At 72.8% G+C, this 15,380-nt stretch carries 11 protein-coding genes and 3 pseudogenes; 5 read left to right on the top strand and 9 right to left on the bottom strand.

Going from position 1 to position 15,380, the window contains the following annotated elements:
* Positions 1–389: 389 nt before the first annotated feature.
* Complete coding sequence (locus tag IF06_RS0114515) at positions 390–2,735, bottom strand: heavy metal translocating P-type ATPase (RefSeq protein ID WP_052166178.1); 2,346 nt, start codon at positions 2,733–2,735, stop codon at positions 390–392.
* A gap of 493 nt (positions 2,736–3,228) precedes the next feature.
* On the opposite strand from IF06_RS0114515, the gene IF06_RS0114510 reads away from it, so the two are divergent.
* Positions 3,229–4,032, top strand: coding sequence for a cytochrome c biogenesis CcdA family protein (locus IF06_RS0114510; RefSeq protein ID WP_030271575.1), 804 nt, complete (start codon positions 3,229–3,231; stop codon positions 4,030–4,032).
* A gap of 43 nt (positions 4,033–4,075) precedes the next feature.
* Here IF06_RS0114510 and IF06_RS33130 read toward each other — a convergent pair.
* The 3 genes and pseudogenes from IF06_RS33130 to IF06_RS0114495 form a co-directional block, all read right to left on the bottom strand.
* A pseudogene (locus IF06_RS33130) lies at positions 4,076–4,641 on the bottom strand (class F sortase).
* 338 nt (positions 4,642–4,979) lie between these two features.
* Positions 4,980–5,666 carry a DUF305 domain-containing protein gene (locus tag IF06_RS0114500; RefSeq protein WP_047890780.1) on the bottom strand — a complete coding sequence of 229 codons (687 nt, stop codon included), beginning with the start codon at positions 5,664–5,666 and terminating at the stop codon, positions 4,980–4,982.
* A 9-nt stretch (positions 5,667–5,675) separates the two neighbouring features.
* Positions 5,676–6,344, bottom strand: coding sequence for a DUF3105 domain-containing protein (locus IF06_RS0114495; RefSeq protein WP_082171189.1), 669 nt, complete (start codon positions 6,342–6,344; stop codon positions 5,676–5,678).
* A gap of 488 nt (positions 6,345–6,832) precedes the next feature.
* Between IF06_RS0114495 and IF06_RS34870 the strand changes: the two are divergent.
* From IF06_RS34870 to IF06_RS32140, 3 genes and pseudogenes are all read left to right on the top strand, one after another.
* Positions 6,833–7,852: pseudogene (locus IF06_RS34870) on the top strand (HAD-IC family P-type ATPase); the annotation flags it as partial.
* Positions 7,853–7,958: 106 nt separating this feature from the next.
* Positions 7,959–8,408 (top strand): annotated as a pseudogene (locus tag IF06_RS34865) (HAD-IC family P-type ATPase); the annotation flags it as partial.
* Positions 8,409–8,733: 325 nt separating this feature from the next.
* Positions 8,734–8,985, top strand: a complete 252-nt coding sequence (locus IF06_RS32140; protein WP_225319877.1) for a hypothetical protein — start codon at positions 8,734–8,736, stop codon at positions 8,983–8,985.
* A 295-nt stretch (positions 8,986–9,280) separates the two neighbouring features.
* Here the strand turns inward: IF06_RS32140 and IF06_RS33620 are convergent, their stop codons facing one another.
* Positions 9,281–9,424 (bottom strand): hypothetical protein, encoded by a 144-nt coding sequence (locus tag IF06_RS33620; protein ID WP_157551500.1) that lies wholly within the window; start codon positions 9,422–9,424, stop codon positions 9,281–9,283.
* A gap of 226 nt (positions 9,425–9,650) precedes the next feature.
* On the opposite strand from IF06_RS33620, the gene IF06_RS0114460 reads away from it, so the two are divergent.
* On the top strand, positions 9,651–10,364 hold the full coding sequence (locus IF06_RS0114460) for a ZIP family metal transporter (protein WP_030271561.1): 714 nt from the start codon (positions 9,651–9,653) through the stop codon (positions 10,362–10,364).
* Positions 10,365–10,969: 605 nt separating this feature from the next.
* Here the strand turns inward: IF06_RS0114460 and IF06_RS0114455 are convergent.
* The 4 genes from IF06_RS0114455 to IF06_RS0114440 all read right to left on the bottom strand — a co-directional run bounded on the left by IF06_RS0114455 (position 10,970) and on the right by IF06_RS0114440 (position 15,329).
* Entirely contained in the window at positions 10,970–11,647 is a 678-nt protein-coding gene (locus IF06_RS0114455; protein ID WP_030271559.1) for a DUF1775 domain-containing protein, read from the bottom strand.
* A 98-nt stretch (positions 11,648–11,745) separates the two neighbouring features.
* Positions 11,746–13,758 carry a cytochrome c oxidase assembly protein gene (locus IF06_RS0114450; protein WP_030271556.1) on the bottom strand — a complete coding sequence of 671 codons (2,013 nt, stop codon included), beginning with the start codon at positions 13,756–13,758 and terminating at the stop codon, positions 11,746–11,748.
* Positions 13,755–14,342: a copper resistance CopC family protein gene (locus tag IF06_RS0114445; protein ID WP_063778292.1), complete on the bottom strand. Its 588-nt coding sequence runs from the start codon at positions 14,340–14,342 to the stop codon at positions 13,755–13,757. Before IF06_RS0114445 ends, IF06_RS0114450 begins: the two co-directional genes overlap by 4 nt.
* Before the next feature lie 72 nt (positions 14,343–14,414).
* Positions 14,415–15,329 carry a cation diffusion facilitator family transporter gene (locus IF06_RS0114440; RefSeq protein ID WP_030271552.1) on the bottom strand — a complete coding sequence of 305 codons (915 nt, stop codon included), beginning with the start codon at positions 15,327–15,329 and terminating at the stop codon, positions 14,415–14,417.
* Positions 15,330–15,380 lie beyond the last annotated feature (51 nt).

The raw sequence follows: 15,380 nt of genomic DNA, 5'->3' as shown, positions 1-15,380 counted from the left end.
GGCGTACGGGAGTCATAACCACGGCCGCCCGGCCGGCATTCCGGGCGGGCCGGCCCGCCCGGGATCCCGGTAACCGGACGAAACCGGACACCGGGACAGGTGGGCAGGTCCGGATGTTCGCGGGCGACGGGTCCCGGCACCCCTGAGGTCTCCGGCTCGGTACGTCCTTGATGTCGGGATCAGGCGCCCGGAGGAGAGTGCCAGTGGGCCGTCCGGGAGTCGCCGTAGAGGTAGGCGACGGCGATTACATGCGGCGCTACGAGACGGTGAGGCTCGTGGTGTGACCCATAGGCCTGACGGGCTCGCTGCGGGGTCCGGGCCGGCCGGGCTTCAGGCAAACCCTGTCCGCCGTCACCGCGACCGACTCTCGTGCTGTCAGTGCCCTGATCTCATCGCAACAGCCGCAGCGCGTTGGCGACAACGGCCAGGGTGCTGCCTTCGTGGACCACGATGGCGGCGCCGATACCGGCGATCCCAAGGACGGCGGCGGGTAGCAGGACCGCGATGACGCACAGGGCGACGGCGAGGTTCTGGCGGATGACCCGCCGGGAGCGTCGGCCGAGCCCCACGGCGGCGGGAAGTTTGCTCAGGTCGTCGGCCATGAGGGCGACATCGGCGGTTTCGAGGGCGATGTCCGTTCCTGCGGTGCCCATGGCGATGCCGATGGTGGAGCGGGCAAGCGCGGGAGCGTCGTTGACGCCGTCGCCGACCATGGCCACCACACGATGCTGGCGGGTCAGGCCGGCGATGGCGTCGACCTTGTCTTCCGGCAGCAACCCGGCACGGTAGTCGGTGAGGCTCAGGCTGCGGGCGACATCCGCGGCGACGTGAGGGTTGTCGCCGGTGAGCAGGACCAGCGACGTGACACCGAGACGCCGTAGCTGCTGCAGCATGGGTTTGGCGCCGTCTCGGGGCTGGTCCGCCAGCCCGAGCACGCCGAGGAGGTGCCCGTCGGCGTCGACGGCGATGACCGTCCTGCCGGCGGCCTCCAGTTCGGCGACCGCACCGCGGATCTCGTCAGGCGGGTCCGACGGGAGGACATACCCGGGGCGGCCGACCCGGACCTGCCGGCCGTCCACGGCCGCCGTGATCCCTTTCCCGGCGGCGATGGTGACCTCGCCTGCCCGGCCCAGTGGCAGGCCCTGCGCCGCCGCCACGACAGCCCGGGCCAGGGGGTGGGTGGACCGGCTCTCCACGGTGGCGGCCGTGCTGAGCAGGGCCGCGGGGTCGACGCCGGCGGCGGGGCGGACATCGGTGACAACGGGGTGCCCGCTGGTGAGCGTTCCGGTCTTGTCGAAGGCCATCGCGTCGACCCGGCCCAGGTTCTCCAGGTGCACGCCGCCCTTGACCAGCACACCCGTTCGGGCGGCGCGAGCGATCCCCGACAGCACGGCCGCCGGCGTGCCGATGGCCAGCGCGCACGGCGACGCGGCCACCAGGACCGCCATGCCGCGCAGGAACGCCACCTGCCAGGTCAGCCAGCCCAGCAGCGGCGGCACCGCGATGACCGCCGCGGCCAGCAGCAGCACGGCGGGTACGAACACCGCGGTGAAGCGCTCGGTGAGCCGTTGGGTGGGGGACTTCTGGGTCTGGGCCTCCTGCACCATGGTGACCACCCGGGCCAGGGTGGACTCCCCGGCCAGCCGGGTCACCTCGACCTCCAGGACGCCGTCGTGGTTGACCGTGCCGGCGAACACCGCAGCGCCGGGCGCCTTGTCGACCGGAGTGCTCTCGCCGGTGATCGGGCTCTGGTCGACCGTCGACCGCCCGCCCCGCACGCTGCCGTCGACCGGTACGCGTTCGCCGGGCCGGACGATGACCACGTCGCCGCGCAGCACCTCCCGCACGTCGAGTTCGGTCTCAGTGCCCTCGCGGCGAACCCTGGCGGTGTGCGGGGTGATCGTCCCGAGTGCCTCGATCGCGTGGCGGGCCCGGCCCATCGCCCGGTGCTCGAGCGCGTGGCCGAGGCTGAACAGGAACAGCAGCAGCGCGCCCTCGGCCCAGGCCCCGACGACCGCAGCGCCGACGGCCGCGACGACCATCAGCGCGTCGATCTGCAGCCGTAGCCGCACCGCGGCGGCCGCCGCGTGCCGTGCCGCGGTGAATCCGCCGGTCAGATAGGCCAGCCCGTACGCGACCACGACAACCGTGGCGGGCCAGTCGAGGAACGTCTCACCGGCGAAGCCCATCGCGAGCAGTACGCCGGCGGCCAGCGCCAACAGCAGCTCCGCGCGGGTGCGCACCCACCCTCGCCGGCGCGGGACCTCCACGCCGTAGCCCATGGCGCGCACCAGACGGACCAGGTCGTCCAACGACACGACGTCGCTGTCGAACTCCACCCGCAGCCGCTCCGCGGCGTAACTAACCGAGGCGGCCAGCACCCCGTTCTGGCGGGTGAGGACGTGCTCGATGCTCGCAGAGCAGTCACCGCAGTCCATCCCGGTCACCCGGAGCCACGCATGCCGGTAGCGGTCGCTGACCTGCGCGCCGGTCTGAGACACCACCCGACGCAGCCGGTCCAGCGGCAGCACGACGGGGTCGTAGTGCACGCACACCACTGCCTGCCCGTCGCGGTCGTGCACGTGCGCGTCGCGCAGCCCCCGTGTCCCGGACAGCCGCTCCCGCAGCCGCTGCACGCACTGATCCCGCTCGTCCTGCGCGGCCGGCAGCACCGCTGAAAGCTGGACTTCCAGGGTGCTCTCCGAGCCGGCCGCCCGGCCGCCGGCACCTGCCACCGCGCCTCCCTCACCTTTGCCACCGAGCGGTGGTCGACTGGCAGCGCCACCGCGACCGTGGTCAGCGGAAGGTCGAGCAGCGCGGCGGGCTCAGGGGGTGCGGCGGGGACAGGCTCATCGATCACTGCCGTCCGACCAGAAGACTGTTATTCAGGCTAGATCCTCCGGTTGCGGCGAAGGGAGGAATCCAGGATCGCCGCCACGACCTGCGCGGCCGCCACCACGACGGAGGGTGCTGTGCATCTGACGGCCACGGGCGCGCGACACCGGCCGCGTCCGGGCGCGCCGCAACAGCCGACCCGCGCGGCGGGCCGGTCGGCGTCCCCTGCGGGGCAAGCCGTCCCAGTGCGCGGACGGCACACCCCATACTACGAAAGGTAGTAGCGGCGTGAGACGATGACCGTTGCGCAGCCAGCGCGACCTGAGGGAGGACACATGCCGCGACTGGTGGAACCGGACTCCGTGGCGCGCACGTCGGCCGGAGCCGGCTGACATGGGCGAGCAGTTCGCGGCCATCGCCGCGACCGGGCCCCTCCTGGCCGCGATGGCCGTCGCCGCCGCGGCGGGACTGGTGAGTTTCCTATCCCCCTGCGTCCTGCCATTGGTGCCGGGCTACCTGTCCTACGTCACCGGCCTAGCCGGTACCGACCTCGACGCCGCGGCGCAGCCCACCCCGCCCCCGGCGGCCGGCGCTGTCGCCGTGGCGACCCGGCGGCGGGCGCGGGCGCGGGTCGTGGCCGGCACGCTCGGGTTCATCGCCGGGTTCGCCGTCGTGTTCGTCACCGTGGCCGTGGCGTTCAACGCCGCCGGCCGCGCCCTGGTGACCAACGCGCGCACCATCGAGATCGCCGCCGGGACGCTGACCGTGCTCCTCGGCGCCGGCTACCTCGGGGCGTTCCCGCTGCTGCAACGGCAGGTCCGCGCCACCCGGCTCCCGTCCGCCGGGATCGCCAGCGCACCCGTGCTCGGCGCGACGTTCGGCCTGTCCTGGACGCCGTGCGTGTCCCCCACCCTCGGCGCAGTGCTGGGCCTGGCGGCGGTGGAATCCACCACCGGTAGGGCCACCGTCCTCGCCCTGGCCTACTGCACCGGCCTGGGCCTGCCGTTCCTGCTCGTCGGCCTCGGGTTGCGGCGCACGCTGACCCTCACCCGCTTCGTGCGCCGCCACCACCGGTGGGTCACCCGCCTCGGCGGTGCGCTGCTCGTCGCGATCGGGCTCGCGCTGCTCACCGGAGCGTGGACCGACCTGATGATCTGGCTACGGGCCACGGTCGGGCCGGGCCAGATCAGCATCTGACCGGGCCACACCACGGCGGGCCGGTCCCGGGGACCCCGCTCGGTCAGCGCTGGCGCGAGCCGACCAGCGAGGCGAAGGCGATGGTGTTGTCGGCGTAGCCGACGCTTCCGCCGATCCACGCGCCGCCGCAGGTGATCAGGCGGAGCCCGGGCCCGCCGTCGCCGCCGTAGACCCGGTCTGCGGGCAGGCGGTTCTTGTCGAACCGTTCGACCGAGGTGACCGCGAACACCGCGACCGAACGGTGAGCCCGAGTGATCTCGACGCGGGAGCCCTTACGCAGGTCGCCCAGCCGGTGTCGTCGGCCCGTTACAGCGGGGGCACGGCGATGGACCCGTCGGCCGCCACGCCGACCGGCCCCACCGCCGCGTTCACCTTGATCGCGTCAATGCTGATCCGCACCGGCCGGCTCGGACCCAACGCCTCCGCGCTGCCCCGCTGACCGACGAAAGGCAACCAGCCCAACAGGCCGCTGCCGCTGCCGTTGCTGCCGAGCCCGGCGCCGGTAGCGAACACCCCGGCAAGGATCAGCACGACGGCCAGCGCAACGTGCGGTCGCCGGGCCCGCTCGACGCGGCGCCCAGGCGCCGTCCGCACCCGCGCGCTGGCCATACCCGCTCCCTCCCCCTGCGCGCCAACCCGTCGCGGCGGCCGGGCACGCTGACCAGGACTCCGCCGTTGGAATCGGTCGGACCGCCGGCCACGTCCTGACGGTACGTCGACCACGCCGAGGCGGGCCGGCGGTCAGCGGTTCATCACCATGCCGCCCAAGCGGGCGTTTCGCGCACGGATCAGTGCCGCGCGCCGGCGGTATCCGGCGGCCAGCAGGACAGCCAACGCCCCGCCAGCCATGGCCCACTTTGATGCGGGACCGAGCCAGGTGGCCAGGGTGCGGGCGGAGGCGAGGCGCGTACCCGCCGGCGGCCTGGGCGGCGGGGCCGAGCGACGCGTCAGTTGGTGGACGCATCGGTGGAGGCGGTGGAGTGCAGCCGGTCCAGCAGCTTCTGCAAAGCGGTGATCTCGGCCTGCTGGCCGGCGCGCATCCGCGCCGCCAGGTCGCGGACTTCCGGGCGGGGCTCTGCGGCCAGGATCGCCTCGACCATGGCGAGTCCGCCGCGGTGGTGGCGGATCATCAGCTCGGCGAACCTGATGTCCAGGTTCCGGCCGGTGGTCTCGCGCAGCTGGGTGATCTCGGCCTTGGTCGCCATGCCCGGCATGGGTGCGGCGCCGGTCGCGTCTGCACCGCCGTGGTCCATGCCGTTCATGTCGTTCATCCAGGCCATGGCCGGTTGGCTGCCGGTCGGTGGCAGGCCCCACTGGGTCAGCCAGGTCCGCATGATGCCGATCTGCGCCTGTTGGGTGAGTGCGATGTCCATGGCGAGGGTGGCGACCTCGGGATCGTCGGTACGGGCGTGCACGATCATCGACATCTCCACGGCCTGGGCGTGGTGGGTTGCCATGTCCCGGGCGAAGCCGGCGTCGGCGGACGTGTCGCCGGGTGCCCGCACGGCCGGAACGAGCAGTCCCACGGCGACACCGACGGCGAAGACGACGAGGGCCGCGGCCACGAGCGGCCACCAGCGGCGACTCGCCGGCGGGTCCGGCTGGGGTTGCGGGGGTGTTTGCGCGTTGTCCATGGCTGGCCCCTACTGGCCCTGAGGGGCAAGGTCACGGGGCGTCGTGCCGGTGGCGGTGATCCCACCCGAGCACGTCGCGCCCTGCTCGGGTCCGGCGTTGACCCGGGCCGCGCGGATGAACTCGTCGATCCGCTCGTCGTCGGCGGAGGGGACGGTGAGGCGGTAGCCCCACGCCTGTAGCGAGATCGGCGCGTCGAGGTTGTCGTGCGGGCTGAGCAGCATGTAGTCGACGCCGCGGACCCGCCCGGCCAGGCGCTGCACCTCGTCGGCGGGCAGGTCGGACCGGTAGGTGATCCACACCGCGCCGTGTTCCATGCTGTGGGTGGCGTGCTCGGCGGCGATCGGCGCGTCGTAAACGTCGCCGGTGCAGTTCTGCCACGCGCTGTTGTGGCTGCCACCCACCGACGGGGTCACCTCGTAGGTCAGCGGGCCGCTCTTGTGCTCACTAGCCAGCCACGCCGGCTTCTTCGACGCGTAATCCGTCACGCCGGACAGGCCGGTCAGACGCTGCGCCCAGGGCCGGGTGCCCTGCCACGTGGCGACCGCGGCGTAGCCGATGATCGCCACGCCGAGCACGCTCACCGCCGTGACGACGGCGATGACGCCCCACGGCCGGCCGGGGCGCACCGCGACGGCCTTCGCCGGTCGGGTACGGGCAGAGGACTTGGAAGCTCTCATCACGATGCCTCTCACTAGTGGGAGTGGGGGATGCGCCCGATGGGCGGAAGACATGCCGATGTTCCTGGACGGCTCCAGTCGAATGGAGCCGGTGAGCAGCAGGTGGCTGACGCGTACCCATCGCCCTAACCCGCTCAGGAACGCGACGCGGGCAGGGGATGCGGGGGCCGGAAGCACACCCGGCCAGCGCGGGCAGTGCCTGTCCGGGGCGGTCGCCCGCCACGACAGCCATGGCGATACCCGGTTCCCGCTCGCGGCGGCGAGGCAGGCTGCCTGCGCCGCCGAAGCCATGCCACGCGGAGTGGCTCTTACGTGCGGGACACCGCCAACTGTGTCAGGCGAGGACACAGATGGGTCCCCGGGTCATCCTGATGGATCCGCTCGGCGGGCAACGGAGGCAGTCGCCGGCTCGTCAGAGTCAACGGCCGGATGAGTGAGGCCGTGACCGGGGTAGTGCTCGACGACTGGGTGGGGCAGGCCTGCTCAGCATGGCTGGGGCGGTCCTGGGGACAGTCCTGGCCGTGGTGAGCCACGCTGACACCGGCCAGCGGTTGGGTGTGCCTGCGCGCCGCGCTGGCGCCGGTGACCGGGTGGGCGGCGATCAGCGCCACGAGGACAACCAGGAGCAGGCAGACGACGCGGCTGAGGCGTCCGTCGCCTCGCTGCGCCGTGGTCATCTGCCAGCGTCTCATCGCGGAGATCCTATCCGCCCCGCCGCTGCCCTGCCGTTCCGACTGCATGACGGGATGGTCTGCCCTTCAGGCCCTGCGTCGGCGCTGCCAGGCGTACAGGGCCGCGCCGCCGGCGGCGAGGACGGCCACGGCGGCCCCGACCCGGATCCACAGCCCGAGCAGGCGACGCGGGTGGACCCCGACGGCGGCGAGACAGTGGTGGACACGGTCGAGCTGCGCTTCGGTGACCATGTGCGGGTCCGCCCGGGTGTGCGCATCGGCGCCGACGCGGTCGTCGTCGACGGCATCAGCGAGGTGGACCAGGCCACCATCACAGGGGAGCCGCTGCCTGCGGGCAAGTCGGTCGGCGACGAGGTGTTCGCCGGCACCCTCAACGGCACCGGCACGCTCGTCGTACGCGTGCACCGTGAAGCGGGCGAGTCCGTGATCGCCCGCATCGTCGCCCTGGTGGAGCAGGCGTCGGCGACCAAGGCCAAGACGCAGCTGTTCATCGAGAAGGTCGAACAGCGGTACTCGATCGCGGTGGTCGTCGCCACCCTGGCGCTGTTCGCCGTACCCCTGCTCTTCGGCGCCGACCTGCGCTCGACGCTGTTGCGGTCGATGACGTTCATGATCGTGGCATCGCCGTGCGCCGTGGTCCTCGCCACGATGCCGCCGCTACTGTCCGCGATCGCCCTCGCCGGCCGCCACGGCGTCCTGGTCAAGTCCGCCGTGGTGATGGAACACCTCGCCGACCCCGAGCGGGTGGCGTTCGACAAGACCGGCACCCTCACCGAAGGCCATCCCCGCGTCGTCGACATCCACCCCATCGGCGACGCCCGCCCGGAGGAGGTGTTGCGGCTTGCCGCCGGGGCCGAGCACGCCAGGCGAACACCCCGTCGGTGCCGCGGTCCTCGCGGCGGCGCAGGACCACGGGCTGCCGGTGCCGGCGGCGGCCGACTTCACGTCCGTGCCCGGCCGGGGCGTACGCGCGGTGGTCAACGGCCGGCAGGTGGCCGTGGGCAGGCCGGTCCTGCTCGACGAGCTCACGCCCATGGCCGTGGCCCAGGCCCGGGCCGTGGCCGCCGACGCGCAGGCCACCGGCCACACCGCCATGGTGGTGATCGTCGACGGGACGCCCGTCGGGGTGCTTGCCCTGGCCGACCGGATCCGCTCCGACGCCGTCATCGCGCTGACCCGCCTCACCGGGGCCAGGCCGATGCTGCTCACCGGTGACAACGCCGGCGCCGCCGGGCACCTGGCGGCGGAGGCCGGGATCACCGACGTGCACGCCGGGCTGCTGCCGCAGGACAAGGTCGACCAGGTGCGCGCCGTACAGGCCAGCGGCCGGCGGGTGCTGCTCGTCGGCGACGGCGTCAACGACGCACCCGCCCTCGCCGCCGCCAATCTCGGCGTCGCCATGGGCCGCGGCGGCTCCGACCTTGCCCTCCAGCGCCGACGCCGTCCTCGTCCGCGACGACCTGGCCACCCTGCCCAGCGCGACCGCCCTGTCCCGGCGCGCCCGCCGCCTCGTCACGGCGAACCTGATCATCGCCGGCACCCTTCATCACCGTGCTGGTCTGCTGGGACCTGTTCGGCAACCTACCCCTCCCCCTGGGTGTCGCCGGGCACGAAGGCTCCACCGTCATCGTCGGCCTCAACGGCCTACGCCTACTCGCCTCCTCCGCATGGCGACGCGCCCAGACCGAAGGGGCGCCGTGAGCCGCCGCGGCCGGGACGGCGGCGCGACGGCCGGTTGCACCGTCACGGTCTGCCAGGGCTGCTGCTGCGGCACCTCCGCCGGGTTCGACCACGCCGGGCAACTGGCCCAGCTGCAAGCGGCAGTCGCCGACGTCGCTGTGGTACGGGTCAGCGACTGCCTCGACACCTGCGCGCACGCCAACGTCATCGTCGTACAGCCCTCCCCGCCGGCCGCCGCGCCGGCGGGCGACCGGGCTGGCTCGGCCTGATCAACGACACCGACGCGAGCGACGACATCGCCGCCTGGATCCGCGCCGGCGGCCCCGGCCTGGCCGACCCACCCGGCGTGCTCGACCTCTACGCGTTCACCCCGCCCCGCCGCGTCCGGCAACACCTCACCTGAGACGCGGATGAGGAGTAGCCGGCTCGGGTGACGTCAGAAGCCGGCCAGAAACAGCACGCCGGCGGCGATCAGACCAACCCCCACGACGGCGACGAACAGTCGGTCGCTGATCCGCCCCACGGTCTTCTTGCCCACCCAGGCGCCCAGCAGGGTCGCGGGAGTCAGTGCCACCGCAGTCCGAACAGCGCGGTGAACACGGGCAGCAGCAGCACACCGCCGCCGGGGCCGGCCACCGCCGACATCCAGGCCAGCGCGAACGCGGCCAACGACGCCCCGGCGAGGGCGCCGACCAGATCCGTCGCCATGCCCCCACCTCCACCTGTTCCAGACCACCAGCTACGGAACAGTCCATGCTCGCAGACACCACGACGGCAGCGATCACGACCGCCGCGTCATCGAGCGCGCCTCCCGAAGCTGCTCAAAGTCGGTGGGACCGAGCCGCGCTGGTTTGGCCGACCAATCGCCGGGCACGAACACCAGGGTGCCCTGACGGCGCCTCGCGCTCTGGGTCGAGGACAGGAGAGGACGCCTGTGAACGTAGTCGGCACGGCAGCGATCCTGGTGGCCTTTCCCGTCGTGGCCACCGTGACAGGCGCGGTGATCGCTACGTTGAGGACTCCCGGCCCGGCGGTCTCCAGCGGAATCCAGCACTTCGCCGCCGGAGTGGTGTTCGCCGCGCTCGCTGGCGAGCTGCTGCCGGAGTTGCGCCGAGAAGGCCACCTGCTGATCGTGGTGGGCGCGTTCACCGCCGGCGTGGTTCTGCTGTTGGCTCTGGGGGCCTACTCCCGCCGGGTGGAGGCCACCCGCCCCATCGGTGTCCCCGCCGGGCTGCTGGCCGCGGTCGGTGTCGACCTGCTCGTAGACGGCCTGCTCGTCGGCTTGGGCGTCACCCTCGGAAAGAGCCAGGGCGTCATCCTCACGATCGCACTCACCCTGGAGGTCCTGTTCCTCGGCCTGTCGGTGAGCGCCGCACTGGCCAAGCGAGGTGCGGGCCGGGTGCGGGCCGCCATGATTCCGAGTGCGCTCGGTCTGGCGACCGCTGCAGGAGCGATCGGCGGTGCGGCACTGCTCGGCGGCGCCAGCCGTGGGGTCCTGGCCGCTGTGCTGGCCTTCGGTGCTGCTGCCCTGCTGTACCTGGTCACCGAAGAGCTTCTGGTGGAGGCTCACGAACACCCCGAGACCCCGTGGACGGCCGCCCTGTTCTTCGTCGGGTTCCTCGGGCTGTACACCCTCGCCGGGTTGTAGCGCGTACTGGCAAGCGCCAGGTCACCAGCGCCAGTGGCACTGGCGGGCTTGTCTATGCCCGGTGCCGTGGTGAGCGGCTGTCCCCGGCGCTGCTCAGCCGCATCTGTCCCAGTGCGCACGTAGCTGCTGGTGTCATCGCCACGGGATCAGAGCCGCCGAGAATCACCGCTCAGTCGTGCTCAAGAACACCGCCGCCGAGCAGTTGCAGAAACGCGCCGCTGGTCTACATGCGGTAGGTCGCCTGAGGGCCGCACGGGCGGGCACCTCAGGGTGGGGCTGGCAGGCTCGGCGACGGGAAGTGTGCGGGGCGATTCCGCCGGGCAGGCGCGCGTGACGTGGCCGGGCCGCTCGTCCGGGCAGGGCTGGGCGTGCAGGGCCGTCGAGGACGGGGACGGGTGAGTGACACTCGCCGCGGCCACGTCGAGCGTCCCGTGGGCCGCGATCATCGCGACGACCGCGGCGACGAGGAAGCAGAGCAGCTCGCGCAGACGCAGGCCATCGCGTCGACTGACCGGGTCCCGCCACCGCACCGGCACGGGACGGATCCTATCGGTGGAAGTGTCCACGAAGGGCATCAGCGCCCGAGCCCGACCAGGTCGCCGCACTCAGGGCCGGTGTCGCCGCAACGACACCACGATGCCGGCGGCGGCCAGCAGCGCCAGGACGATCCCGACGACCAGCCACACCCCGCCGTTACCGGCGTCCTGCTGAGTGCTCGCGGCAGGTCCATCGGTGATCGGGGCGTCGGTGGCAGGTGCGACGCTCGGGCTGCTCGCCTCGACGGCGGAGCCGGTCGGGCTGGGGGTCGGGGCGGCGGCGAGTTTCACGGTCGGGGCGGGGTTGGCCGGCTCCGGGTTGGCGGAGCTGGGCACCTCGATCCACCGGTCGATACGTCCGTCGCTGTACTTCTGCAGGATCTTGAACGACACCTGCGCAGTGTTGGGCAGCTGCCGCACGCGTACCTGGTGTTCGGCGTCCTGCCCGACCGGGACGGCCGGTCCGGCGACGGTGTAGCTGTTCGGCGTGGTGGTGGACAGTTTCCAGCCGGGCGGGGCCTTGAGCAGGGTGATGTCTGACGCGGCGATGCCCTCGGGCAGGTAGACCTGCACCGAGGTGGTGCCGGCGGTGCGGGACTCGGCCTCGGCGTCGACGGACAGCACGGCGTTGGCGGCGCCCGCGCGCGCCGGCGTCAGCTTCGCGTCGGTGTGGGCCCACGCGGGGCTGGCCGCCGTGACGGTGGCGGCCGTGACGGCCAGTGCGACGATCGCCCATCGGTGTCTCATCCGAACCAACTTTCTGCCTCGTTCGTGTGCCGTCGTCGACAGGTAGTCGTTGATCGCCCGCTGCCGGTTCCCGGCACCGGCATTCGGCGGGCGGCGGTTCACCGGGGAACCTGCCGGTCTCGTTCGGCGAGTCCGGCGAGCATGCGGTTGTAGGCGGCCAGTTCGTCGTCCTCGCGGCCCTCCGCTTCGGCGCGGTCGGCCGCGCGGTCACGGCGGCGGGCTTCCCGCTCGTCGGCGCGGATCCACTGCAGCATCAGGGCGCCGAGCACGATGACCGTGGGCAGTTCCCCGAAGGACCAGGCGACCCCGCCGGCGTTGCGCTGGTCCTGAAGTGGAGTGGGCCCCCAGGGACGGGCGAGGGCGGTCCACCAGTCGGCGGCGAGAACGCCGCCCGACTGCATGAGCGCCACACCGAGGAAGGCGTGCAGCACCATGCTGATCAGCACCAGGATCGCCTTCAGCGGGTGTGGCACCCGCCGGGGGGCGGGGTCGATGCCGATCACGGTCCAGAAGAACAGGTACCCGACGCCGAGGAAGTGGCCGATCATGGCCAGGTGCGCGGCGTGGGAACGGACCGCCAGCTCGTACAGGCCGGTGAAGTAGAGCACGTACAGGCTCACGACGTACAGGGCCAGCGCGACCACTGGATGGGTCAGCGCGCGGGAGACCCGGGAGTGCAGGGCGGTCTGCAGCCACTCACGGGGGCCGGGCCACCGGGGGTCGGTCGACGGGGGCAGCGCGCGCAGGGCGAGGGTGACCGGCCCGGCGAGCACCAGCAGGATCGGGGCGACCATCATCAGCAGCAGGTGCTGCACCATGTGCACGGCGAACAACACCGGTCCGTAACGGGCCAGGCCGCTGGACGTGGCGATGACGATCACCGCGCAGCCGGCCAGCCACAGCGCGGTGCGGGCGGGCGGCCACGTGTCACCGCGGCGGCGCAGTCGCCACACCCCGGCCAGGTACAGCCCGGCGGCGGCCACCGCGGCGGCGATGATCAGCGGGTCGGGCAGCCACAGCCTCGCCACGGTCTCGATGCTCAACGGTGGCGGCATGGGGAAACCGAGCAGGGCCGCCGTCGAGTCCTCCTCCACCTCACCGAGCGGTGCGGGGGTACGCGACAGCGCCACGGCGGCGCCGAGGGTGGCGGCGAACAGCAGCGTCTCCACCACCGCCACCCGCAGGAACGGACGCCGCCGCCCCGCGCACAGGGCGGGCATCGAACGGCGGCGGTGCAGCAGCCCGGCCACCCCGACCGCGGCGAGCGCCGCGATCTTGACCAGCAGCAGTTGCCCGTAACGGGTGGTCAGCAACTCCGCCGGGGCGGACAGGCGGGTGGCGGCGGACACCAGGCCGGAGGCGCCGACGACGACCAGGCAGGCCAGCGCGAGCGGCGAGAACCGGCGCACCGCGACGGCCAGGTCGGCGGTCGACCCGCGGGCGGTGACGGCCAGGGCGAACAGACCCCCCGCCCACAGGGTGACCGGGATGACGTGTAGCAGCTGCCCGGACACCGCGATCTGGTGGTTGCCGGAACCGGCGGCGTGCCCGGTGAACACCGGCGGGATCGTCGCCGCCACCGCGATACACAACGCCGCCAGGGCACCGCCCGGACGCAGGCTCCTGGCGGCGATCAGCGCCACGAGCAACGCGAGGACGCCGCTGAGGGCCAGCGCCTGCCCGAGCGCCACGCTGAGGGCGAAGTGCAGCACCGCCCGCACGGACAACACCTGGGCGGCGGGCAGCCCGAACAGGTCGACCAGGGTGTAGCAGACCGCCACCGCGGACGCCGCCGCCCAGGCGGCAGCACTGAATGCCGCAGCGCGCAGGCGGCGGTAGCCCAGGGCCGACAGGCGACCTTCGTCGTCGCGGGGCGACAGCATCACCACGGCCAGCAGCAGCCCGACGGTGATGACCGCACCGACCTGCATGCCCAACCGGGCGGCCGGCAGGATCCACGCGGTGGTCGGGCCCGGGTCCGGCAGGCCCGGCACCGTCTGGGGTACCGCGCCGCCACCCCACCACAACAGCGCCGCTCCGACCGCGGCCGCGACGAGGACAGTGCCGACGGGCACCAGCACCGGACGCCGCACGACGCTCTGCATGCTCATCGCCGGGCCGCCCGCTTGCGCCACAGCAGCAGACCCGCCCCGGCCGCCACGAGCGCGAGCAGCACCGCCACCAGCCCGACCCCCATGCTCGGGGCGCCATCAGCGGCGGCGGCCGAGGAAGCGGCAGTGGTCGCCGGCACCGACGGCGGTGTGGTGAGGGCCGACGCCGGCGGTGCGGATGCCGCGAGCGGGGACGCCGACGCGGTGACGGTGAACGTGTAGGAGCTCTGCACCGGATGCCCGTCGACGGACACCACCCGGTACGCCACCGTGTACCTGCCGGCGGGCAGGTCAGACTTGAGCGGCTGGGTGGCGCGGGTACCCGACACGGCCGGCTTGCCGGCGACGGCGGCAACGTCACCCGGGGCGGTGACCGCGATGGTCGTGAACCGCGGATCGAGCCGTTCGACGAAGATCAGCTCGATCTGTTGCGGGGCGGCGGCCAGACGGGCGTTGGCGGCCGGCGTCGAGTCGCGCAGGGCGTTGTGTGCCCACGCCGGCGTGGCCGGCACGAGCAGGGCGGTGGCCACGCAGAGGGCAGCAGCAACACGGACGGGCAGGACGAAACGGTACGTGCGGGTCAAGGCCGGACTCCCAGCTAGCGGGTCATTCCTCAGATAGTCGCGCAGAGGCAGCGGAAAGTTCCCCACAAACCATCACCAACCGCTTGCGTCGCAGACGCCGTCGGCGCCCTGCGGCTCGGCCTGCAGGGTCGCGTGCTCGATGGAGAACCGATCGTGCAACACCTGCCGGGACGCGGCCAGGACCCCCGCCAGGTCACTGTCGCGAGCGAGGATCAGATGCGCCGACGCGACCTCCATCCCCGAGGTCAGGGTCCAGACGTGCAGGTCGTGCACGTCGGCGACGCCGTCGACCGCGGCCAGGGCGTCGCGGACCTGCGCGACGTCCAGGTGCGGCGGGGCGGCCTGCACCAGCACCCGCACCGCGGCCCGGCCCAGCTTGTAGGTGCGGGGCAGGATGAACAGGCCCACCGCCACCGCGATGATCGGGTCGGCGTACCACCAGTCGGTCAGGGCGATGATTCCAGCGGCGACGATGACGCCGACCGAGGTGAACAGGTCGCCGAGCACCTCAAGGTAGGCGCCGCGCACGTTCAGGCTCTCCTCCGAGCCTGAACGCAGCAGGAAGAATGCCGCGATGTTGGCCACCAGGCCGGCCACCGCGACGACCAGCATCGGCCCGGCCAGCACCTCGTGCGGCGCGGAGAAGCGGCGCACCGCTTCCACCAGCACGTAGATGGCGACGCCGAACAGCAGCACCGCGTTGGCCAGCGCGGCGAGGACCTCCATCCGATACAACCCGAATGTGCGCTGCCCGTCGTGAGAGGCCTTGCTGGCTGCGGTGATCGCCGCCAGCGCCATGCCGATGCCGAGCACGTCGGTGAACATGTGCCCGGCATCCGACAGCAGCGCCAGCGAACCGGTCAACCACGCCGCGACCGCCTCGACCAGCATGAAAGCGACCAGCAGGGCGAACGCCGCCCACAACCGGCCCCGGTGCTTCTCACCGGCGCGCATGATCTGCTGCCCGTGGTCGTGTCCCTCGCCCATGCCCGGCTGCCCCTCCTGTCGACCGACCGAGCCAACATATGCTCACATTGC

Source organism: Micromonospora globosa (assembly GCF_000717585.1).
Lineage (GTDB): Bacteria > Actinomycetota > Actinomycetes > Mycobacteriales > Micromonosporaceae > Micromonospora > Micromonospora aurantiaca.
Note: the sequence above shows the minus strand (reverse complement) of the source record. Positions and strands in the feature narration are given on the sequence as shown.

What these genes read in the sequence shown, in the direction of transcription:
- IF06_RS0114510 (WP_030271575.1), top strand. Translation starts at nt 3,229, where the DNA reads ATGGGCGAGCAGTTCGCGGCCATCGCCGCGACCGGGCCCCTCCTGGCC.
- IF06_RS0114500 (WP_047890780.1), bottom strand. Translation starts at nt 5,666, where the DNA reads ATGGACAACGCGCAAACACCCCCGCAACCCCAGCCGGACCCGCCGGCG.
- IF06_RS0114495 (WP_082171189.1), bottom strand. Translation starts at nt 6,344, where the DNA reads ATGAGAGCTTCCAAGTCCTCTGCCCGTACCCGACCGGCGAAGGCCGTC.
- IF06_RS33620 (WP_157551500.1), bottom strand. Translation starts at nt 9,424, where the DNA reads ATGGCGACGGATCTGGTCGGCGCCCTCGCCGGGGCGTCGTTGGCCGCG.
- IF06_RS0114455 (WP_030271559.1), bottom strand. Translation starts at nt 11,647, where the DNA reads ATGAGACACCGATGGGCGATCGTCGCACTGGCCGTCACGGCCGCCACC.
- IF06_RS0114450 (WP_030271556.1), bottom strand. Translation starts at nt 13,758, where the DNA reads ATGAGCATGCAGAGCGTCGTGCGGCGTCCGGTGCTGGTGCCCGTCGGC.
- IF06_RS0114440 (WP_030271552.1), bottom strand. Translation starts at nt 15,329, where the DNA reads ATGGGCGAGGGACACGACCACGGGCAGCAGATCATGCGCGCCGGTGAG.